General features: G+C 74.0%; 17 protein-coding genes. 4 read left to right on the forward strand and 13 right to left on the reverse strand.

Annotation, left to right across the window (positions count from 1 at the left end; translation table 11 throughout):
- Together RTG05_RS10920 and RTG05_RS10925 are read right to left on the reverse strand one after the other, a co-directional pair.
- Complete coding sequence (locus RTG05_RS10920; RefSeq protein WP_208104905.1) at positions 1-990, reverse strand: helix-turn-helix transcriptional regulator; 990 nt, start codon at positions 988-990, stop codon at positions 1-3.
- On the reverse strand, positions 987-1,985 hold the full coding sequence (locus RTG05_RS10925; RefSeq protein ID WP_166528645.1) for a helix-turn-helix transcriptional regulator: 999 nt from the start codon (positions 1,983-1,985) through the stop codon (positions 987-989). Before RTG05_RS10925 ends, RTG05_RS10920 begins: the two co-directional genes overlap by 4 nt.
- A 73-nt stretch (positions 1,986-2,058) precedes the next feature.
- Here RTG05_RS10925 and RTG05_RS10930 point away from each other — a divergent pair, with 73 nt between their 5' ends.
- A complete protein-coding gene (locus RTG05_RS10930) occupies positions 2,059-3,159 on the forward strand; it encodes a DUF3866 family protein (RefSeq protein ID WP_166528646.1) in 1,101 nt (366 codons plus the stop codon).
- Positions 3,160-3,320: 161 nt separating this feature from the next.
- On the opposite strand, the gene pafA is transcribed toward RTG05_RS10930, so the two are convergent.
- A complete protein-coding gene (pafA, locus tag RTG05_RS10935) occupies positions 3,321-4,679 on the reverse strand; it encodes a Pup--protein ligase (protein WP_166528647.1) in 1,359 nt (452 codons plus the stop codon).
- Between the two features lie 107 nt (positions 4,680-4,786).
- Here pafA and RTG05_RS10940 point away from each other — a divergent pair, with 107 nt between their 5' ends.
- A complete protein-coding gene (locus RTG05_RS10940) occupies positions 4,787-6,028 on the forward strand; it encodes an FAD-binding domain-containing protein (RefSeq protein ID WP_166528648.1) in 1,242 nt (413 codons plus the stop codon).
- 46 nt (positions 6,029-6,074) lie between these two features.
- Here the strand turns inward: RTG05_RS10940 and prcA are convergent, their stop codons facing one another.
- The 7 genes from prcA to RTG05_RS10975 form a co-directional block, all read right to left on the reverse strand.
- Entirely contained in the window at positions 6,075-6,899 is an 825-nt protein-coding gene (gene prcA / locus RTG05_RS10945) for a proteasome subunit alpha (protein ID WP_166528649.1), read from the reverse strand.
- Positions 6,900-6,904: 5 nt separating this feature from the next.
- On the reverse strand, positions 6,905-7,747 hold the full coding sequence (gene prcB, locus RTG05_RS10950) for a proteasome subunit beta (RefSeq protein ID WP_166528650.1): 843 nt from the start codon (positions 7,745-7,747) through the stop codon (positions 6,905-6,907).
- 88 nt (positions 7,748-7,835) lie between these two features.
- Positions 7,836-8,111, reverse strand: a complete 276-nt coding sequence (locus RTG05_RS22365) for an endonuclease VII domain-containing protein (RefSeq protein WP_396349631.1) — start codon at positions 8,109-8,111, stop codon at positions 7,836-7,838.
- A 425-nt stretch (positions 8,112-8,536) separates the two neighbouring features.
- Positions 8,537-8,746, reverse strand: a complete 210-nt coding sequence (locus tag RTG05_RS10960; RefSeq protein ID WP_166528652.1) for a ubiquitin-like protein Pup — start codon at positions 8,744-8,746, stop codon at positions 8,537-8,539.
- Between the two features lie 83 nt (positions 8,747-8,829).
- The gene (gene dop, locus RTG05_RS10965) at positions 8,830-10,335 is read right to left on the reverse strand and encodes a depupylase/deamidase Dop (protein ID WP_166528653.1); all 1,506 of its coding nucleotides are present in this window, start codon (positions 10,333-10,335) and stop codon (positions 8,830-8,832) included.
- Positions 10,336-10,527: 192 nt separating this feature from the next.
- Positions 10,528-12,309, reverse strand: coding sequence for a proteasome ATPase (arc, locus tag RTG05_RS10970; RefSeq protein WP_166528654.1), 1,782 nt, complete (start codon positions 12,307-12,309; stop codon positions 10,528-10,530).
- A 148-nt stretch (positions 12,310-12,457) separates the two neighbouring features.
- Positions 12,458-13,342: a tRNA (adenine-N1)-methyltransferase gene (locus tag RTG05_RS10975; RefSeq protein ID WP_315912547.1), complete on the reverse strand. Its 885-nt coding sequence runs from the start codon at positions 13,340-13,342 to the stop codon at positions 12,458-12,460.
- Between the two features lie 81 nt (positions 13,343-13,423).
- On the opposite strand from RTG05_RS10975, the gene RTG05_RS10980 reads away from it, so the two are divergent.
- The gene (locus RTG05_RS10980; RefSeq protein WP_166528655.1) at positions 13,424-14,428 is read left to right on the forward strand and encodes a RecB family exonuclease; all 1,005 of its coding nucleotides are present in this window, start codon (positions 13,424-13,426) and stop codon (positions 14,426-14,428) included.
- A gap of 74 nt (positions 14,429-14,502) precedes the next feature.
- On the opposite strand, the gene RTG05_RS10985 is transcribed toward RTG05_RS10980, so the two are convergent.
- The 3 genes from RTG05_RS10985 to metH all read right to left on the reverse strand — a co-directional run bounded on the left by RTG05_RS10985 (position 14,503) and on the right by metH (position 20,256).
- Complete coding sequence (locus RTG05_RS10985; protein ID WP_315912548.1) at positions 14,503-15,222, reverse strand: HAD family hydrolase; 720 nt, start codon at positions 15,220-15,222, stop codon at positions 14,503-14,505.
- Positions 15,223-15,275: 53 nt separating this feature from the next.
- Positions 15,276-16,256: a patatin-like phospholipase family protein gene (locus RTG05_RS10990; protein ID WP_166528657.1), complete on the reverse strand. Its 981-nt coding sequence runs from the start codon at positions 16,254-16,256 to the stop codon at positions 15,276-15,278.
- 190 nt (positions 16,257-16,446) lie between these two features.
- Complete coding sequence (metH, locus tag RTG05_RS10995; protein ID WP_166528658.1) at positions 16,447-20,256, reverse strand: methionine synthase; 3,810 nt, start codon at positions 20,254-20,256, stop codon at positions 16,447-16,449.
- Positions 20,257-20,371: 115 nt separating this feature from the next.
- Between metH and RTG05_RS11000 the strand changes: the two genes are divergently transcribed.
- Complete coding sequence (locus tag RTG05_RS11000) at positions 20,372-21,232, forward strand: PAC2 family protein (RefSeq protein ID WP_166528659.1); 861 nt, start codon at positions 20,372-20,374, stop codon at positions 21,230-21,232.
- The last annotated feature ends 167 nt before the right edge of the window (positions 21,233-21,399 follow it).

Raw genomic sequence — 21,399 nt, forward strand, 5'->3', positions numbered from 1 at the left:
CTAGTGCGCCGAGGTGGACGGGGGTTGTCCGGCAGCTGGATAGCGGGTGAGCGCCGCCCGCGCGTCGGCGGCCACGGCCGCGGCCAGCCCGGCGGGCTCCTCGACGGTCGCCGCCCCGCCGAGGGAGGCCACCAGCCGGCGGGCCCAGGCCATGTCGGCGGTGCGGACGGCGACCCGCAGGCCGCCGTCCCCGGTCTCCCGCACGTCCTCGACCGGGTAGTACTCGGCCACCCAGCGCGCGGTCCGCGACAGCCGCAGGCGCACGACCGGCGAGCCCGGCTCGGGCTGGTACAGCCCGGCGTCGACGTCGCGCAGGTGCAGCCCCGGCGGCGGCGCCGACGGCTCGTCGAGCACTCGGACGTCGTCGATCCGGTCCAGCCGGAAGAGCCGGACGGCGGCGACCTCGCGCGACCAGGCCTCCAGGTACCAGCGGCCGTCCACCAGGTGCAGCCGCAGCGGGTCGACGGTGCGCTCGGTGCGCTCGTCGCGGGTGGGCACGTAGTAGTGCAGGTGCAGCGCCCGGCGGCGCTCCAGGCCCTCGCGGACGACGGCCAGCGCCTGCTCGCGCGCGTCGACCGACAGCGCCACCGGCGTCACCTGCTCCGCGGCGTGCCCGGCGACGGCGGACACCTTGGCCAGCGCGCTCCCGACCGCCTCCCGCTCGGCCAGGCCGGGCAGCGCGAGCAGGGCGCGCAGCGCGACGACGAGGGCCACCGCCTCGTCGGTGGTCAGCCGCAGCGGGCGCACCAGTCCGGCGGTGGAGGTGACGCGGACCCGGTCGCCCTCGAAGGCCAGGTCGATGAGGTCACCGGGCCCGTAGCCGGGCAGCCCGCACATCCACAGCAGCTCCAGGTCGCGGCGCAGCTGCCGCTCCGGGACGGCGAAGTCGCGGGCCACCTCGGCCAGCGGCACCCCCTCGGGGCGGGCGGTGAGGTAGGGCACCAGCGACAGCAGCCGGGTCATCCGCTCGGTGGTCGTGGGCGCGCTCACGCCGCCCCCTCCGGCGCCCGCTCGCCCGGTGACATCGCCGCCAGGCGGGTGAGCCGCTCCACGACCGCCTCGCGGACCGCCTCCGGGGCCTCGACGACGACGTCGGCGCCGTAGGAGGCGATCTCGCCGGCCAGCCGCGCCGGCTCGGTGGTGCGCAGCTGCAGCCGGTCGTCGCCGTCGTCGGCCGCCCCCAGCGGGACGGCGTGCCGGCGCAGGCCGACGGCGGCTCCGGGGCGGACCCGCACGACGACGAGCTGCTCCTCCCCGCGGGCCTGCCCGGCGACCATGGCCGCCAGGTCGACGTCCGGCGGCGGCTCGAACGCGCCGGCCGGGCCGGACGCCCGCGGGGTCCCGAGCACGCGCGAGAGCCGGAACACCCGCGGCGCCCCCCGGTCCAGGTCGAGGCCCCCGAGGTACCAGCGACCGTGCCAGGCGACGACGCCCCAGGGCTGCACCCGGCGGCGGGCGGCGACGTCCTCGTCGGGACGGCGGTAGTCGAAGTGCAGCTCCCGGCGGTCGCGGGCCGCGGCGTAGCAGGGCTCGAAGGCCGGCTCGTCGGAGTCCAGCCGCGGCCGCAGCGGGATCGCGCGGGAGGTGTCGACGTCCACCCCGGCGGCCTTGAGCTTCACCAGCGCGCTCTGCGCGGCGCCGGCCAGCTGGGCGGACTCCCACAGCCGCAGCGCCAGGCCCACCGCGGCGGCCTCCTCGCCGGTCAGGGTGATCTCGGGCAGCTCGTAGTCGGCGCGGGCGATGCGGTAGCCGTCCTCGGTGTCGAAGACGCTGGTGCGGCCGGTCTCCAGCGGCACGCCCATCTCGCGCAACTCGGCCTTGTCCCGCTCGAACATGCGCTTGAAGGCCTCGTCGGCGCGGGCGGTGCCGTCGTCGGGCTCGTAGCCGGGCACCGTGGCGCGGATCCGCGCCGCCGTCACGTACTGGCGGGTGCCGAGCAGGGCGAAGACCAGGTTCACCAGCCGCTCCGCCCGCTTCGCCGCCACGCGCCCCAGCCTAGGGACCCGCCCCCTCCCGGCGTACCTGCGGCGGGGCGGGGCCCTGCATAGGCTGCCCCGCGTGGGGGGACCAGGGGCGACAGGACAGCGGATCCGGTGGCGGCGGGGCACGGTGACGGCGCTGGGGCGGGCCTGGCGGGACGCGCAGGAGCTCACCGCCGAGGTGCCCGGCGACGGCGAGGTGCCGGCGCTGGCGCACCCCTCGCTGGTGGGCGTCCCGGAGGTGGGCGACACGGTGCTGCTCAACACCACCGCGTGGGCGCAGGGCCTGGGCACCGGCGGGTACGCGCTCGTCGTCGCCGTCCCCGACCGGCTGCCCCCGGACCCCACCGGCCCGGGCCACCTGGTCAAGGCCCGGTACACGCCGCTGCAGGTGAGCGTGCAGGGCGTCGACGAGCAGGACACCGAGCACCACCGCACGATCGCCGACGCCGAGGACGTCGCCGGGATGCCGGTCGTGGTCGCCGACCTGCACTCGGCGCTGCCGGCCGCACTGATCGGCATCCTGGCCACCGACCCGGACCTCAAGGTCGCCTACGTCATGACCGACGGCGGCGCGCTGGTCGCCGGCTTCTCCCGGGCGCTGTCCGCGCTGGCGCCCTCGCTGGCCGGCGTGGTGACCGTGGGCCAGGCCTTCGGCGGTGACCTGGAGGCGGTCACCCTGCACACCGGGCTGCTCGCCGCCCGGCACGTGCTCGGCGCCGACGTCGCCATCGTCAGCCAGGGGCCCGGCAACCTGGGCACCGGGACCCCGTGGGGCTTCTCCGGGGTGGCCGCCGGGGAGGCGTGCAACGCGGTGACCGTGCTCGGCGGGGAGCCGGTGGGGGCGCTGCGCATCTCCGACGCCGACCCGCGGCCGCGGCACCGCGGGGTGTCCCACCACTCGCTGACCGCCTTCGGCCGGGTGGCCCTGGGCGGGGTGACGCTGGTGGCGCCGCGCGGGCTGGGCTCGGAGCTGGGCAGCCAGGTGGAGGAGGACCTCGCCGGGCAGCCGGAGCGCAACCGGGTGGTGTGGATGGACGTCGCCGGGCTCGACGAGGCCCTCGGGCTGTCACCGGTGCCGCTGTCGACGATGGGCCGCAGCTTCCCCGAGGAGCGCGCCTACTTCCTGGCCGCCGCCGCCGCCGGCCGCTACGCCGCCCTCCAGGTGCCGCTGGACTGATCGTCGGCCTACCGGCCGACACCGCGGCCAGGTACCCGGAAGGACCTCGGTGCCCCCCACGCCTCGCACGCTCGGCGCGGGCCCCTGCACCGACGCCGACAGACGCGCGTGATGCCTCCGACGCACCCGTCGCGGACCCCTCCGGGGCCCACTCGGGTATGTCACATCGAGGCGATGAGCTTGTCCACGCGCTCGTCGACGGCCTTGAACGGGTCCTTGCACAGCACGGTGCGCTGCGCCTGGTCGTTGAGCTTGAGGTGCACCCAGTCGACGGTGAAGTCGCGGCGCTTCTCCTGCGCCTTGCGGATGAACTCCCCGCGCAGCCGGGCGCGGGTGGTCTGCGGGGGCACGTTCTTGGCCTCGAACACCCGCGGCTCGTGGGCGACGCGGTCGACCTGGTTGTTGCGCTCGAGGAGGTAGTACAGCCCGCGGGTGCGGCTGATGTCGTGGTAGGCGAGGTCCATCTGGGCGATCCGCGGGTGGCTCATCGGCAGGTCCCGCTTGGCCCGGTAGCGCTCGATGAGCTGGTACTTGGTGGCCCAGTCGATCTCCCGGTCGATCAGCGACAGGTCGCCGGTGTCGACGGCCTTGAGCACCCGCCCCCACAGCTCGAGCATCTGCCGGTGCACCGGGCCGAAGCCCTCGCGGTCGACGAACTCCGCGGCGCGGGAGTGGTACTCCGACTGGATCTCCAGCGCCGACATCTCCTTGCCGTTGGCCAGCCGCACCCGCCGGCGTCCGGTCATGTCGTGGCTGATCTCGCGGATGGCGCGGATCGGGTTCTCCAGCGTCATGTCCCGGATGGGGACGCCGGCCTCGATCATCCGCAGCACCAGGTCGGTGACGGCGACCTTGAGCAGCGTCGTCGTCTCGTTCATGTTCGAGTCGCCGACGATGACGTGCAGCCGCCGGTAGCGCTCGGCGTCGGCGTGCGGCTCGTCGCGGGTGTTGATGATCGGCCGGGAGCGGGTGGTCGCCGAGGAGACGCCCTCCCAGATGTGCTCGGCGCGCTGGCTGATGCAGTAGATCGCCCCGCGCGGGGTCTGCAGCACCTTGCCCGCGCCGACCACGATCTGCCGGCTGACCAGGAACGGGATGAGCACGTCGGCCAGCCGGCTGAACTCCCCGTGCCGGCCCACCAGGTAGTTCTCGTGGCAGCCGTAGCTGTTGCCGGCGGAGTCGGTGTTGTTCTTGAACAGGTAGATGTCGCCGGTGACGCCCTCCTCGGCCAGCCGCTGCTCGGCGTCGACCACCAGGCCCTCGAGGATGCGCTCCCCGGCCTTGTCATGGACGACGAGCTCGGTGAGGTCGTCGCACTCGGCGGTGGCGTACTCCGGGTGGCTGCCGACGTCGAGGTACAGGCGCGAGCCGTTGCGCAGGAAGACGTTGGAGCTGCGCCCCCACGACACCACGCGGCGGAACAGGTAGCGCGCGACCTCGTCCGGGGACAGCCGGCGCTGGCCGCGGAAGGTGCACGTCACGCCGTACTCGGTCTCGATGCCGAAGATGCGTCGCTCCACGTCCCGAGCCTAGGCGCCGCGACCGACATCAGCGTGCCGCGCGCGGCGCGGGTCGGGTCCGTGGTCCGGACGCGCGTCCTGTCGCAGCCTCCGGGCACAGTGGTGTCGTGCCCCTGCTCCCCGCGCCCCCTTCCCCCGCCGAGGGTGCGACACCCGCCGACGCCGCCGCGTGGGTGGCCACCCACCTCGGGGACCTGACCCTGGAGGGCCCGGACGGCGTCGCGCCCGGCGTGGCCCGCGGCGGGCAGTCGGCGGCCGACGCCGTGCTGGCCGCCCTCGACATCACCGGCTACGCCCGCGACCGCAGCACGGTGCTGCCGGTCCGGCGGCGCGGCGCGAGCCGGGTGTCGCCGTACGTGCGGCACGGCCTGCTGCCCCTGCCGCGGGTGTGGGAGGCCGTGGCCGGCGCCCCGCCGCGCGACCGCACCAAGTACCGCGACGAGCTGCTCTGGCAGGAGTACGCGCGGCACCTGTACGCGCGGGTCGGCCGGGGCCTGCGCGACCACCTGCGCTTCGACCAGCCACCCGCGGCGCGCTGGGACGACGAGCCGTGGCCGGAGCGGATGAACTGCGTGTCGACCGTGGTCGAGGAGCTGCACCGCGACGGGTGGCTGGTCAACCAGACGCGCATGTGGCTGGCCTCGCAGTGGGCCGTGCGGGCCGGGGCGGACTGGCGCGACGGCGAGGCGGAGACCTACCGGCACCTGCTGGACGGGTCGCGGGCGGCCAACGGGCTGGGCTGGCAGTGGACGGTGGGCACCGGCAGTGGCAAGCCCTACGGCTTCAGCCGGTGGCAGGTGGAGAAGCGGGCGCCGGAGCTGTGCGCCGGGTGCGCGCTGCGGCGGGCGTGCCCGATCGAGCAGTGGCCGGACGCCTCATCCGGCCGGCGGGTGGACGGGCCGGACCTCGGCCGCGCTCCGGTGCCGGCCGGGCCGTCGGTGGTCGAGGGCACCGGTGAGGGCGAGCTGGTGTGGCTGACCGCGGAGTCCCTCGGCGAGGAGGACCCCGCGCTGGCCGCCGACGCGACGCGCCCGGTGGTGTTCGTGTTCGACGAGCCGCTGCTCGCGCGGCTGCGGCTGTCGGGCAAACGGCTGGTCTTCCTCGCCGAGACCCTGGGCGAGCTGGCCGCGCACCGGCCGGTGGAGGTCCGGCGCGGCTCGGTCACCGGTGAGCTGGCCGGCCGGCGGCTGGCCGCCACGTGGACGCCGGTGCCCGGGTGGGGGCAGCGGGCCGCCGGCGTCGACGTCGCCGAGGTGCACCCGTGGCCGTGGCTGGTGCGGCCCGGGACGACGTCGGTGAGCTCGTTCAGCTCCTGGCGGCGGGACGCCGGCCGCGCGGTGCCGCGCTGAGGTCAGGGGGACCGGCCCGCGCCGGTCCCCCGGTGGGTCGGTGCGGTCAGTCCGCGCCCGGCACGTCCGGCTCGCCGAGCCCGGCCGGGGTGCCCGGCTGGGGCACGCTCGGCGCCTGCGCGGCGGTGTGCGGCTCCTCGCCGGTGACGACCGCGACGTCGTCGGACCGCTCCAGCATCGAGCGCAGTGCGGCGCCGGTGATCCGCCGGAAGGCCCGCTTGGCGCGCCGCCGGTCCAGGACGGCGACCTCCAGCTGCTCGGCGGACAGCAGGCCCGGGGAGCCGTTGCCCGCGGTCGCCGGGCTGACGGCGGACAGCGCCTGGACGCCGACCCCCAGCGCCTCGCCCAGGCCCATGCCGGGCAGGAAGTGCTCGCGCAGGTTGGCGCTGACCGCCTCGGCCTGACCGCCCATGACGATGAAGTCCGGCTCGTCGACCACGGAGCCGTCGAAGGTCAGCCGGTAGAGCTGGTCGGACTCCGGGGTCTCTCCCACCTCCGCGACGCACAGCTCGACTTCGAAGGGCTTGGTCTGCTGGGTGAAGATCTCACCGAGGGTCTGCGCGTAGGCGTTGGCGATCACCCGGCCGGTGACGTCGCGGCGGTTGTAGCTGTAGCCGCGGACGTCGGCCAGCCGGACGCCGGCCACCCGCAGGCTCTCGAACTCGCTGTAGCGGCCCACGGCGGCGAAGCCGATGCGGTCGTAGAGCTCGCCGACCTTGTGCAGCGTGGAGCTGGGGTTCTCGGCGATGAACAGCACCCCGTCGGCGCTGGTGACGACGGCGACGCTGCGGCCGCGGGAGATGCCCTTGCGGGCGTACTCCGAGCGGTCGCGCATGACCTGCTCGGGCGAGGCGTAGTACGGCATGGTCATCGCGATCAGCCCTGCCCCTCGGCGGCGGACCGCTCGTCGATGATGGTCTGCGCGACGGCGGCGACCTCGTCGTCGGGGAGCCGGACGGCGCCCTGGGCGTCGACGCGGTAGACGATCGGGTACAGCCGGCGCACGGGGTCGGGCATGCCGCTGGCGGAGTCGTCGTCCGCGGCGTCGTAGAGCGCCTCGACGACGGTGCGGGTGGCGGCGGCGGCGTCCAGGCCGGGCCGCCAGGTCTTCTTCAGCGAGTTGCGGGCGAACAGCGAGCCCGAGCCCACCCCGGAGTAGCCGCGCTCCTCGTAGTTCCCGCCGGTGACGTCGTAGCTGAAGATGCGGCCCGGGCCGGTGCCCGGCGCGGCATCGAGGTCGAAGCCGGCGAACAGCGGGACGACGGCCAGGCCCTGCAGCGCCGCACCCAGGTTGCCGCGGATCATCTGGGCCAGCCGGTTGGCCTTGCCGTCGAGGGAGAGGGTGAGGCCCTCGATCTTCTCGTAGTGCTCGAGCTCGACCTGGTAGAGCCGGACCATCTCGATGGCGATCCCCGCGGCCCCGGCGATGCCGATGACGCTGTAGGCGTCGGCCGGGTAGACCTTCTCGATGTCGCGCTGGGAGATCAGGTTGCCCATGGTGGCCCGCCGGTCACCGCCCATGAGGACGCCGCCGTCGTAGGTGACCGCGACGATCGTGGTGCCGTGCGGGGCCAGCTCACCGACCGGCAGCTGCGGCACCGGACGCCGGCTGGGCAGCAGCTCGGGACTGGTCGTCGCTAGGAAGTCGGTGAAGGAGGACCCCACCCGGTCCAGGTAGGCGGGCGGGAACCCGCTCCGGCCAGCTGACGTCTCGCTCACCCATCCGCCTCTCCCGCCGCCGGGTCGTGGCGGCCTCGCTCGGTCCGACGCCCCGCCGAGGACCCTCGCGGGCCCGGTCAGGACGTCGTCACGACCCTACCGGCGGGGTCCCGGACGGGCTCCTCGCGCCCGGTCCCGCGCCCGCGGCGGCCAGCCCCGCCGCGATCTCCTGCCGGGCGGTGTGGAGGGCGACGTAGTAGGCGGCTGCATGCAGGAACGTCGGGTTGTCCTTGAACTGGCCCAGCCCTCCGTTGCACCCGAAGCAGAGCAGCGCCCGGACAGCACCGGTGGCGTGGTCGTGGTCGACGTGCGCCGCCGGAGCCGTCTTGCAGATGGCGCACAGCCCGCCCTCCGCGGCGAGCATCCCGTCGGCCTCCGCAGCCGTGATGCCGTACCGCCGCCTCAGGTGGTAGGTCCGCGACCCCCCGACCTTGTCCTTGGACAGCTTGCCGCGGCGGTTGTGACACGGCTTGCAGTACGAATGTCGGCCGGAGACCGAGGCGCGTGTTCTCGGAAAATCGTCAAGCGGCTTGACGGTGTTGCAGTCAGGGCACCACTTGCACCCTTCCGGGACGTCGCGCCCCAGCGGGTATCGACGAGTCGGAGGCCCCTTCCGCCGCGCCTTGGACTCCCTGAGCCTCTGACGACCGTGCTCACGGCAGTAGAAGGCCAATCCATCTCGACGTCGCTTGTCCTTGGTGAATTCCTGGACTGGACGATTTGTACCACAATCCGGGCAGTACTTCTCAAAATCCATTCTCGTCTCGCGTTAATGGTGGCCCGAAATGGTCATTGGCCCCCTTTTTGCACATACGACCTGACGAATTCTTCAGAATTCTCCTCGAGGACCTCGTCGATCTCGTCGAGGATGGAGTCGAGGTCCTCGGTGACCTCCTTGTGCCGCTCGGCGACCTCGGCGTCGACGGACGCCTGGGCCTCCTCGGTCTCCTCGCGGCTGCGCGTGGCGCGCTGCTGACCGCCGCTGTCCCTCGTGGCCATGGGTCCTCCCGGTGCAGGTGGTAGCTGGTGCCTGCTGCTGAAGCTACCCGCGGGGTGCGACGCCGGGGGGCCGACCGACCGGGTCAGCCACCCGTTATGGTGTCCACCAGCTCCTGAGCCGAGGACGTCGTCTCGAACAGCTCGCCCACGTGGTCGCGGGTCCCGCGCAGGGGCTCCATCGTCGGGATGCGCACCAGGTTCTCCCGGCCGAGGTCGAAGACCACCGAGTCCCACGACGCGGCCGCCACCTGGGCGGGGTAGCGGCGCAGGCACTCGCCGCGGAAGAAGGCCCGGGTGTCCGACGGCGGGCTCAGCACCGCGCCCGCCACCTCCTCGTCGGTGAGCAGCCGCTGCATCGAGCCGCGGGACACCAGCCGGTGGTAGAGCCCCTTCTCCGGCCGGACGTCGGAGTACTGCAGGTCGACCAGGCGCAGCCGGGAGTCCCCCCAGGCCAGGTCGTCGCGGGAGCGGTAGCCCTCCAGCAGCCGCAGCTTGGCCGGCCAGTCCAACCGGTCCGCGCAGCGCATCGGGTCCGCGGCGAGGTCCTCGAGCACCTCGGCCCACAGCCGCAGCACGTCGGCGGTCTGCGGGTCGCCGTCCCCCCGCCGGTCGACGTGCCGCTGGGCCATCTCCAGGTAGGCCTGCTGCACCTCCAGGGCGGTCATCCGGCGCCCGTCGCGCAGCCGCACCCGGTGGGTGAGGGAGGGGTCGTGGCTGACCGCCTGCAGCTCGGCGACCGACTCCTCCAGCGACAGGTCGCGGGTGAGGGTGCGCGCCTCGACCATGTCCAGCACCAGCGCCGTCGTCCCGACCTTCAGGTAGGTGGACAGCTCGGCGAGGTTGGCGTCACCGATGATCACGTGCAGCCGCCGGTACTTGTCGGCGTCGGCGTGCGGCTCGTCGCGGGTGTTGATGATCGGCCGCTTGAGCGTGGTCTCCAGCCCCACCTCGACCTCGAAGAAGTCCGCGCGCTGGGACAGCTGGAAGCCCTGCGTGCGGCTCTCGGTGCCGATGCCCACCCGCCCGGAGCCGGCGAACACCTGGCGGGTGGCGAAGAACGGGATGAGCCCGCGGATGATGTCCAGGAAGGGCGTGCGCCGGTCCATCAGGTAGTTCTCGTGGGACCCGTAGGAGGCGCCCTTGCCGTCGGTGTTGTTCTTGTAGAGCTGGATGGGCTGGGTGCCGGGGACGCGCGCGGCGCGCCGGGCGGCCTCGGCCATCACCCGCTCACCGGCCTTGTCCCACAGGACGACGTCCCGCGGGTTGGTGACCTCCGGCGTGGAGTACTCCGGGTGCGCGTGGTCGACGTAGAGCCGCGCCCCGTTGGTGAGGATGACGTTGGCCATCCCCGAGTCCTCGTCCAGGTCGTTGTGGTCCAGCGCCTGGGCCGGGGAGAGGTCGAAGCCGCGGGCGTCGCGCAGCGGGGACTCCTCCTCGAAGTCCCACCGCGGCCGGCGCGGCGTCGGCGCCTCGGCGACCGCCCAGGCGTTCACCACCTGGCTGGACAGCGTCGTCGGGTTCGCCGTCGGCTGCCCGGGCACCGAGATGCCGTACTCGACCTCGGTGCCCATGACCCGCCTGACGCTCATGCGCCAACCCTAGAAGGACCCTGCTGCCCGCGGCGCTCGCAGGCTCGGGTGGGTCCCGGGACGGGGCCGTTCCAGCACGTCACCTCCGCTCGGCGCGGGTCGCTGCAGCAGGGCCGATCGGCAGGTCCGGACCGGGAACGCCGACGGCCCGGCCCCCGCGGAGGGACCGGGCCGTCGGACGGCGTGCTGTCGTTACAGGTACTGGCCGGTGTTGGTCGCGGTGTCGATCGCCCGGCCGCTCTCGGTGCCCTTGCCACTGATGAGCGTGCGGATGTAGACGATCCGCTCGCCCTTCTTCCCCGAGATGCGCGCCCAGTCGTCGGGGTTGGTGGTGTTGGGCAGGTCCTCGTTCTCCTTGAACTCGTCGACGCAGGCCTGCATCAGGTGACCGACGCGCAGACCACCGGCGCCGGTCTCCAGCTTCTCCTTGATGGCCATCTTCTTGGCGCGGTCGACGATGTTCTGCAGCATGGCGCCGGAGTTGAAGTCCTTGAAGTACAGGACCTCCTTGTCGCCGTTGGCGTAGGTCACCTCGAGGAAGCGGTTCTCCTCGCTCTCGGTGTACATCCGCTCGACGGTGCGCTGGATCATGCCGGCGACGGTGGCCTCGCGGCTGCGGCCGTGCTCGGCGAGGTCGTCGGGGTGCAGCGGCAGCGTGGTGGTCAGGTACTTGCTGAAGATGTCGCGGGCGGCCTCCGCGTCCGGCCGCTCGATCTTGATCTTCACATCCAGCCGGCCGGGCCGCAGGATCGCCGGGTCGATCATGTCCTCGCGGTTGGAGGCGCCGATGACGATGACGTTCTCCAGCCCCTCCACGCCGTCGATCTCGCTGAGCAGCTGCGGGACGATTGTGCTCTCCACGTCGGAGGACACCCCGGAGCCGCGGGTGCGGAAGATCGAGTCCATCTCGTCGAAGAAGACGATGACCGGTGTGCCCTCGCTCGCCTTCTCCCGGGCCCGCTGGAACACCAGCCGGATGTGCCGCTCGGTCTCCCCGACGTACTTGTTGAGCAGCTCGGGGCCCTTGATGTTGAGGAAGTAGGACTTCGCCTGCCCCTCCCCCTTCACCGCGGACACCTTCTTGGCCAGCGAGTTGGCCACCGCCTTGGCGATCAGCGTCTTGCCGCAGCCGGGCGGGCCGTACAGCAGGATGCCCTTGGGCGGGCGCAGCTCGTACTCGCGGAACAGGTCGGCGTGCAGGAACGGCAGTTCGACGGCGTCGCGGATCTGCTCGATCTGGCGGGACAGGCCACCGATGTCGGTGTAGTCGATGTCGGGGACCTCCTCGAGGACCAGCTCCTCGACCTCGCTCTTGGGGATCCGCTCGTAGGCGTAGCCCGAGCGGGTCTCCAGCAGCAGCGAGTCACCGCTGCGCAGCGGGGAGTCGGCCAGGGACTCGGCGAGATGGACGACGCGCTCCTCGTCGGTGTGCCCGATGACCAGCGCCCGACGCGCCTCGCCCTCGATCGGCTCGAGGAGCTCCTTGAGCATCACGACGTCCCCGGCGCGCTCGAAACCGCACGCCTCGACGACGTTCATCGCCTCGTTGAGCATGACCTCCTGGCCGCGCTGGAGGCCGTCGGCCTCCACCGCCGGGGAGACCGAGACGCGCAGCTTGCGGCCGCCGGTGAAGACGTCGACCGTGCCGTCCTCGTGCCGGGTCAGGAAGACGCCGTAGCCCGACGGGGGCTGGCCGAGCCGGTCCACCTCCTCCTTGAGCGCGACCAGCTGGTCACGCGCGTCGCGCAGCGTGGTGGCGAGCTTGTCGTTGCGCTCGGACAGGAAGGCCGCCCGGCCCTCCGCCTCCGCCAGCCGCTCCTCGAGCAGCCGCAGGTGGCGGGGGCTGTCGGCCACCTTGCGGCGCAGCAGGCCGATCTCCTCCTCCAGGTAGGAGATCTGACTGAGCAGCGCGGTCGCGTCACGCTCGCGCCGCGCCCTGAACTCGTCGGGACCATTGCCAAGACCGGGGCCCATCGCGCACCTCCGTCACATCGGGAGAGCCAGGACGCAAATCTATACACGCCGGGCGACGCCCCGCCGGGGGCTCGCGGTGGGAGCACCCCGTTGCTCCCCCCGCCCCGCCGCCCCGGCACGGGCCCCCGCGGTGGGACCGGACCGGGCCTCAGTGCTTCTGCGCCCGGCGCTGCCGCATGGGCGCGACCGTGCCCTCCGCCAGCCGCCGCGCGGTGACCAGGAAGGCGGTGTGGGCGACCATCCGGTGCTCGGGGCGGACGGCGAGACCGACGGCGTGCCAGGGCCGCAGCAGGGTCTCCCAGGCGTACGGCTCGGTCCAGACACCCTGGGCCCGCAGCGCCTCGACGTAGGTGGACAGCTGGGTGGTGGTGGCCACGTAGCCGACCAGCACGCCCCCGGGGCGCAGCGCGGCGGCCACGGTGGGCAGCACCGCCCACGGTTCGAGCATGTCCAGCACCACCCGGTCCACGACCTCGGTGGCCGGGTGCTGGTCGAGGTCGCCCAACCGCAGCGACCAGGTGGCCGGGACCTCGCCGAAGAAGGCCGCCACGTTGGCGCGGGCGACGTCGGCGAAGTCCTCCCGCCGCTCGTAGCTGGTGACGCTGCCGTGCTCCCCCACCGCACGCAGCAGCGAGCAGGTCAGCGCCCCGGACCCGGCGCCGGCCTCGAGCACCCGCATCCCCGGGCCGATGTCGCCGGAGCCGACGACCTGCGCGGCGTCCTTGGGGTAGATGACCTGGGCGCCGCGGGGCATGGAGAGCACGAAGTCGGCCAGCAGCGGCCGGAACGCCAGGTACCCGGTGTTGGCCGTGGAGTGGACGACGGACCCCTCGGGGGCACCGATGAGGTCGTCGTGCTCGATCGCGCCGCGGTGCGTGTGGAACTGCCTGCCCGGGGTGAGGACGACGGTGTGCAGCCGGCCCTTGGGGTCGGTGAGCTGCACCCGGTCGCCGGCGACGAAGGCACCCGCCACCGGCCCCGCGGTCGCGGGCGGGTCGGGGGTCGTCTCGGCAGTGTGCTGCTGGTCGTCCACGGGCGGCCAGCGTACGGAGCGGCCCGCGTCGTCCGGCGTGCGCTCTCGGAATCGTCGGTGCCCGCACCTAACCTCGGGCACATGACGACGGCGATGCTCTCCGGGCAGTCCGCGGGCCCGGCGGCCCCCACCCCGGGTGCCCCCGTCGACACCTCCGGCACGGACGGGGAGCGAGCCCCGCGCCGCCCCTCGTTGTCGCCGAGCCGGGCGGCGGACTTCAAGACCTGTCCGCTGCTGTACCGGTTCCGCACCATCGACCGGCTGCCCGAGCGCAAGAGCGCCGCGGCGGTGCGCGGCACGCTGGTGCACACGGTGCTCGAGCGGCTCTACGACCTCCCGGCGCGCCAGCGCACGGTGGAGGCGGCGCGGGAGCTGGTCGCCCCGGCGTGGGAGGAGCTGAGCGCCGACCCGGAGGTCGCCGCCCTCTTCACCGCACCCGAGAGCCCGTCCGACGGCGTCACCGTGCAGGCCACGCCCGCCGCGCCCGCAGCGGAGGCCGCCCCGCCCGAGGTCCCCTCCCTGGACGCGTGGCTGGCCTCGGCCGGGGAGCTGGTGCAGACCTACTTCTCCCTGGAGGACCCGTCCCGCATCGAGCCGCAGGGCCGCGAGGAGCTGGTCGAGGTCACGCTGCCCGACGGGCTGCTGCTGCGCGGGTACGTCGACCGCCTCGACGTGGCGCGCAACGGAGCGCTGCGGGTGGTCGACTACAAGACCGGGTCGGTGCCGCGCGAGGCGTTCGAGGGCAAGGCCCTGTTCCAGATGAAGTTCTACGCACTGGTGCTCTGGCGCACCCGCGGCGTGGTGGCCAGCCAGCTCAAGCTGCTCTACCTCGGCAACGGCGACGCGCTGACCTACTCCCCCGACGAGGCCGAGCTGGTCCGCTTCGAGCGCACCCTGCAGGCCATCTGGGCCGCCATCGAGCGGGCGGTGGCGACCGGGGACTTCCGGCCCAACCGCACCCGGCTGTGCGGCTGGTGCGACCACCAGGCGCTGTGCCCGTCCTTCGGCGGCACGCCCCCACCGTTCCCCGCGGAGGCCGCGGCCGCCGCCGGGTGGGCGACCCTGCCGGTCGTCGAGCGCGACTGAGAGGAGGACCCCGTCGCCCCCCACCACTCGCCCGCTCGCGGCGGGCGCCTGCGACGGGGCCGCAGGCCGGGTGGTCAGGCCCGGGCGTCCGCCTCGGCGCGCGCAGTGAGCAGGCTGGCGAGGTCGGCCAGCCGCACGCCGGCCAGGGTGTCCCGGCGCACCAGGCCGGGCAGCTCCGGGAGCGGCTGCAGGGACGGGACGCCCAGCACCGCCAGGCCCGCGGCCAGCCCCGCCGTGGCACCGACCAGCGAGTCCTCGAGCGCCACGCACCCGGCGGCGTCCACCCCGAGGGCCGTCACCGCCTGCCGGTAGGGCGCCGGGTCGGGCTTGCGGGCGGGCACCTCGTCGCCGCAGACGGTGACGTCGAAGGGGAGGGCGCCCAGGTCGCGTTCGACCTCGGCCAGCACGAGGTCGGTCAGCCGCCGCGGCGTGGTGGTCACCAGCGCCGTGGGCAGCGCGGCGTCCCGGGCCTCGGTGAGCAGCTCCCGGGCACCCGGGCGCCAGTCCAGCGGGCCGGCCAGCATCTCGGCGACGGCGTCCTCGACCCACCGGGAGTCCGCGACCAGCTCGGCCTCGGTGCGGGTGAGACCCAGGTCGGCGTACAGCACGCCCATCGACGTCCGCATGCTCGTGCCGACCGTCTGCTCCCGCGCCGCGGCCGACATCTCCCCGCCGAGTCGGCGGGCGAGGGCGAACAGCGCCGCGCCCCAGTGCTGCTCGGTCTCCACCAGCGTGCCGTCCATGTCGAACAGGACGGCCTGCAGCAGGCAGCGGGGTCGCACGTCGAGGCTCACCACCGCCATGGTGCCCCGGTGGCCGCCGTCACCCCGAGGCGGCCCGCGGGCCCTCAGCCCCTGGAGACCGCGGCCGGCACCAGCTCGGGGCGGGCCTCCAGCCACTGCCGGGTGACCTCACGCCCCGCCCGCACCAGGTCGTCGGCGCGGCTCACGTCGCGCGGACCGAGGGGAAGGCTGTCCAGCAGCCCGGCGGCCCACGCGTCCGCCACGTGCGGGACGACGTGCACCCGCGGGTCGGCCAGGGCATCGCGCACGGCCGCCCGGTTGGCCACGGCGCGCGCGACGGTGAAGGCCTGCAGGACGGCGTCCAGCGCCCCGACGCCGCCCTCGACCGGCGGGACGTACCGGGTGCGGCCCACCGCGACCGGCACCCCGCAGGCCTGGGCGGGCAGCACGTCGGAGGCGGCCGCGCAGACGTCGATCGGCCCGGTCACCGGCGCCAGGCCGCAGTCGAGCACCAGCACCCGGTCCCCCGGCCCGGCCGCCTGCAGCGCCGAGGCGATCGGCACGCCGTCGACGATGCCGCCGTCGACGTGCCGGTGGCCGTCGGGCAGCACGACGGTGCGGAACAGCCCGGGCAGCGCGCAGCTGGCCGCGAGGGTGTCCGCGACGTCGCCGGCCTCGTGCCGGTGGGCGGTGCCGCAGTCCAGACAGGTCGTGGTGACCGTCACCGGCACGGCCAGGGCGGCGAGGTCGGGGACCGGCACGTGCCGGGTGACCAGCCGGCGCAGCGGCCGGTCGTCGAGCAGGGCGCCGCCGGGGCGCAGCGAGCGGGCCAGGCCGCGAGCCCGAGCGGGCCAGCCCGGCCGCAGCACCCGGGTCATCAGCGGGTCGCCCCACAGCCGGGTCAGCTCCGCGGCGCGCTCGCGGTCGGGGCGGACGGCGAGGAAGGCGGCGTTGACCGCCCCGACGGAGCTGCCGTGCAGCGCGTCGACGGGCACGCCCGCCTCCAGCAGGGCCAGCAGGCCGCCGGCCTGGAAGGCCCCCATCGCGGCACCGCCGCCGAGCACGACGTGGGTCCGCGGGAGCACCAGCCCAGCTTGCCAGGTGCTGAACCCCCGGTGAACGGAGCACCGGCCGACGAGGTGCCGGAACGGCCCCGGCGACGTGCTGGAACGGCCACCCTTCAGGGACCCGCGCCGAGCGTGGTGACGTGCTGGAACCGGCCCCGGTGCAGGGGCCCGCCGCGAGCGTGCGAGCGGTGGGGGGCACCGGGGTCCTTCACTCGTCGTCGGTGCGGTACCCCAGGTTCGGCGACAGCCACCGCTCCGCCTCGGCCAGCGTCCAGCCCTTGCGCCGCGCGTAGTCCTCGACCTGGTCGCGGCCCAGCCGGCCCAGCACGAAGTACCGCGACTGCGGGTGGGAGAAGTACAGCCCGCTGACGGCGGCGCCGGGCCACATGGCCATGCTCTCGGTGAGCGTGATGCCGGTGGTGGCCTCCACGTCGAGCAGCTCCCAGATGGTGCGCTTCTCGGTGTGCTCCGGGCAGGCCGGGTAGCCCGGGGCCGGGCGGATGCCGACGTACCGCTCGGCGATCAGGGCCTCGCCGTCGAGGCGCTCGTCGGGGGCGTAGCCCCAGAACTCGGTGCGCACCCGCTGGTGCAGCCGCTCGGCGAACGCCTCGGCGAGCCGGTCGGCCAGCGCCTCGAGCATGATCGCGGCGTAGTCGTCGTGGGCGGCCTTGAAGGCGGCGACCCGCTCGGCGGAGCCCAGGCCCGCGGTGACGGCGAACGCGCCGACGTGGTCACGCAGCCCGCTCTCCTCCGGCGCCACGAGGTCGGCCAGGGACTTCCGCGGCGAGCCGTCGCGGCCGCGGGTCTGCTGGCGCAGCTGGTGCAGCGTCGTCCGGACGGCGGTGCGCGACTCGTCGGTGTAGACGCGGATGTCCTCGCCGTCCACCCGCGCGGCCGGGAACAGGCCGAACACGCCCTTGGCCTGCAGCCAGCGCTCGCCGACGACCCGGTCGAGCATCTCCTGCGCGTCGGCGTACAGCCGGCGCGCGGCCTCGCCGGTCGCCGGGTTGTGCAGGATGTCGGGGAACCGGCCGCGCATCTCCCAGGCGTTGAAGAACGGCTGCCAGTCGACGTACCCGCGCAGCTCCTCCAGCGGGTAGTCGTCGAACACGCGGGTGAACTGGGTGGCCGCGCCGTGCCGGTGGTCGCAGTCCGGCCCGGTGCACAGGTCGCGCGCCTGCTGCAGCAGCATCCGGGGCCGCGGCGGCGTGTAATCCGACCAGTCCAGGGCCGGCGCGGCGTCCCGGGCGTCGGCCAGGGAGAGCAGCGGGCGGGTGTCCTGGCGGGCGGCGTGCCGCTCCCGCAGCCCGGCGTACTCGGTCTGCACGTCGGCGAGCAGCTTCGGCCGCTGCTCGTTGGACAGCAGCGCGGCCACGACCGGCACCGAGCGGGAGGCGTCCTTCACCCAGATGACCGGGCCGTGGTAGCGCGGGGCGACCTTGACCGCGGTGTGCGCGCGCGACGTCGTCGCCCCGCCGATGAGCAGCGGGATGTCGAAGCCCTGCCGCTCCATCTCCGCGGCCAGGTTGCTCATCTCGTCCAGCGACGGGGTGATCAGCCCGGACAGGCCGATGACGTCGGCCCCCTCGGCCTTGGCCGCGTCCAGCACCTTCTGCGCCGGCACCATGACGCCGAGGTCGACGACGTCGTAGTTGTTGCACTGCAGGACGACGCCGACGATGTTCTTGCCGATGTCGTGGACGTCGCCCTTCACGGTGGCCATGACGACGCGCCCGTTGCTGCGCTCGGCGTCCCCGGGCTGCTTCTCCGCCTCGATGTAGGGGACGAGGTGGGCGACGGCCTTCTTCATCACGCGGGCGGACTTCACCACCTGCGGCAGGAACATCTTGCCCTGGCCGAACAGGTCGCCGACGACGTTCATCCCGCCCATGAGCGGGCCCTCGATGACCTCGATCGGCCGGCCGCCGCGCCCGGCGATCTCCTGCCGCAGCTCCTCGGTGTCGGCCTCGACGAACTCGTCGATGCCCTTCACCAGCGCGTGGGTGATCCGCTCCCCGACCGGCAGCGTCCGCCACTCCTCGCCGGCCGCCTCCTGCGCCGCGCCGGTGGCGGCGTAGTCACCGGCGACCTCCAGGAGCCGCTCGGTGGCGTCGGGCCGCCGCGCCAGGACGACGTCCTCGATCCGCTCGCGCAGGTCGGCGGGGACCTCGTCGTAGACCTCCAGCGCCCCGGCGTTGACGATGCCCATGTCCATGCCGGCGCGGACCGCGTGGTAGAGGAACACCGCGTGGATCGCCTCGCGCACGCGGTTGTTGCCGCGGAAGGAGAACGACACGTTGGACACGCCGCCGGACACCAGCGCGTGCGGCAGGGCCTGCTTGATCCAGCGGGTGGCCTCGATGAAGTCCAGCCCGTAGCGGGCGTGCTCCTCGATGCCGGTGGCGACGGCGAACACGTTGGGGTCGAAGATCACGTCCTCGGCCGGGAAGCCGACCTGGTCGACCAGGACGTCGTAGGCCCGCCGGCAGATCTCCTGGCGGCGGGCGAGGGTGTCGGCCTGGCCCTGCTCGTCGAAGGCCATGACGACGACCGCGGCGCCGTGCTTGCGGCACAGCCGGGCCTGCTCGACGAACTCCTGCTCGCCGTTCTTCAACGAGATGGAGTTGACGATCGACTTGCCCTGCACGCACTTGAGGCCGGCCTCGATGACCTCCCACTTGGAGGAGTCGACCATCACCGGGACGCGGCAGATGTCGGGTTCGGCGGCGACCAGCTTGAGGAAGCGGTCCATGGCCGCGACGCCGTCGATCATCCCCTCGTCCATGTTGACGTCGATGACCTGCGCGCCGGACTCCACCTGCTGGCGGGCGACGGCCAGCGCGGTCGGGTAGTCGCCCTCGCGGATCAGCCGGCGGAAGCGGGCTGAGCCGGTGATGTTGGTGCGCTCGCCGACGTTGACGAACAGCGAGTCCGCGTCGACGGTCAGCGGCTCCAGGCCGGACAGCCGCAGCGCCGGCCGTGTGGTGGGCGGGGTGCGCGGGGCGCGGCCCTCCACGACGCCGGCGATCGCCGCGACGTGCGCCGGCGTCGTCCCGCAGCAGCCGCCGACCAGGTTGACGAACCCGGCCGCGGCGAACTCGGCGAGGACGGCCGCGGTCTCCTCCGGGGACTCGTCGTACTCGCCGAACGCGTTGGGCAGCCCGGCGTTGGGGTAGCAGGAGACGAACGTGTCGGCGACCCGCGACAGCTCGGCCAGGTAGGGCCGCATCTCCGCGGCACCCAGCGCGCAGTTCAGCCCGACCATCAGCGGGCGCGCGTGCCGCACGGAGTTCCAGAAGGCCTCGGTGGTCTGTCCCGACAGGGTGCGGCCGGAGGCGTCGGTGATCGTGCCGGAGACCATCACCGGCCAGCGCCGGCCGCGCTGCTCGAACAGCGTCTCCAGGGCGAACAGCGCCGCCTTGGCGTTGAGCGTGTCGAAGACCGTCTCGACGAGCAGCAGGTCGACCCCGCCGTCGACCAGCCCGTCGGCCTGCTCCAGGTAGGCCTCGGCGAGCTCGTCGAAGGTGACGTTGCGGGCGCCGGGGTCGTTGACGTCCGGGGAGATGGACGCCGTCCGGCTGGTCGGGCCCAGCGCGCCGGCGACGTAGCGCGGTCGGTCCGGCGTCCGGGCGGTGGCCGCGTCGGCCTCCCGGCGGGCCAGCCGGGCGGCGGCCACGTTGATCTCGTGGGCGAGGTCGGACATGCCGTAGTCGCGCAGCGAGATGGCGGTGGCGTTGAAGGTGTTGGTCTCGATGACGTCCGCGCCGGCGTCGAGGTACTCGCGGTGGATGCCGGCGACCAGCTCCGGCGCGGTCAGGACGAGCAGGTCGTTGTTTCCCTGGACGTCGCTGGGCCAGTCGGCGAAGCGCTCGCCGCGGTAGCCGGCCTCGTCGGGGCGGTCCCGCTGGATCGCCGTCCCCATGGCCCCGTCGAGGACCAGGATCCGCTGCCGCAGCAGGGCCGTGAGGTCCGCGGTCGCGTCCGGTCGGAGGGCGGGCGACGGGGTGCGGGACGACACCGAGCCAGGGTAGCCGCCCGTGCGTGGTGCACCGGTCGCACGCGTGGGGGACGCCGGTCGCGCCGTCGGGCCGACCGGCCGGGCGCGGGCGGGTGACCGACGTAGGCTCGCAGGGGTGATCGACCCGAAGTCCACCCCTGAGGACCTGCCCCGGCTGACCGACCCGGTGGTGGTCGTCGCCTTCGAGGGCTGGAACGACGCCGGGGACGCGGCCACCGGGGCGCTGGAGCACCTCGAGCTGACGTGGGACGCCACCCCGCTCGCCGCGCTGGACCCCGAGGACTACTACGACTTCCAGGTCAACCGGCCCACCGTCTCCCTCGTCGGCGGGTTGAGCCGGCGCATCGAGTGGCCCACCACGCGCATCTCCGTGGCCCGCCCGCCGGGCTCCGAGCGCGACGTGGTGCTCATCCGCGGCATCGAGCCGAACATGCGCTGGCGCGGGTTCTGCCAGGAGCTCATCGAGCTGTGCCACGAGCTCGAGGTGGGCACCGTCATCGGCCTCGGCGCGCTGCTGGCCGACACCCCGCACACCCGGCCCACCCCGGTCAGCGGCTCGGCCTACGACCCGGAGTCCGCCGAGCACTGGGGCCTGCAGACCTCCAGCTACGAGGGGCCCACCGGCATCCTCGGCGTCTTCCAGGACGCCTGCGTGCAGGCTGGGCTCCCGGCGATCAGCTTCTGGGCCGCCGTCCCGCACTACGTCTCCCAGCCGCCGTCGCCCCGGGCGACCGTGGCGCTGCTGCGGCGGGTCGAGGAGGTCCTGGAGCTCACCGTGCCGCTCGGCGAGCTGCCGCGGCAGGCCGACGAGTGGGTGAAGACCGTCGACGAGATGGCCAACGAGGACGCCGAGGTCGTGGAGTACGTGCGCTCCCTGGAGGAGCGGGCCACCGAGACCGACCTGTCCGAGGCCGACGGCGACCAGATCGCCCGCGAGTTCGAGCGCTACCTCCGCCGCCGCGGCGGCACAAGCTGACCCAGAGGGCGGCGGCAGAGTGACAGGACCCCGTCGCCCCCCACCCCTCCGGGCTCGCGGCGGACCCCTGCGACGCGGTCCTTCTCTTGATCGGTGCTTGGCTCGCACGGCCTTTCGCGTGCGAAGGGCCACCTAGGAGCCGCGTGAGTTAGGGATAACGGTCGAGA

This window comes from Geodermatophilus sp. DSM 44513, from assembly GCF_032460525.1.
GTDB lineage: Bacteria > Actinomycetota > Actinomycetes > Mycobacteriales > Geodermatophilaceae > Geodermatophilus.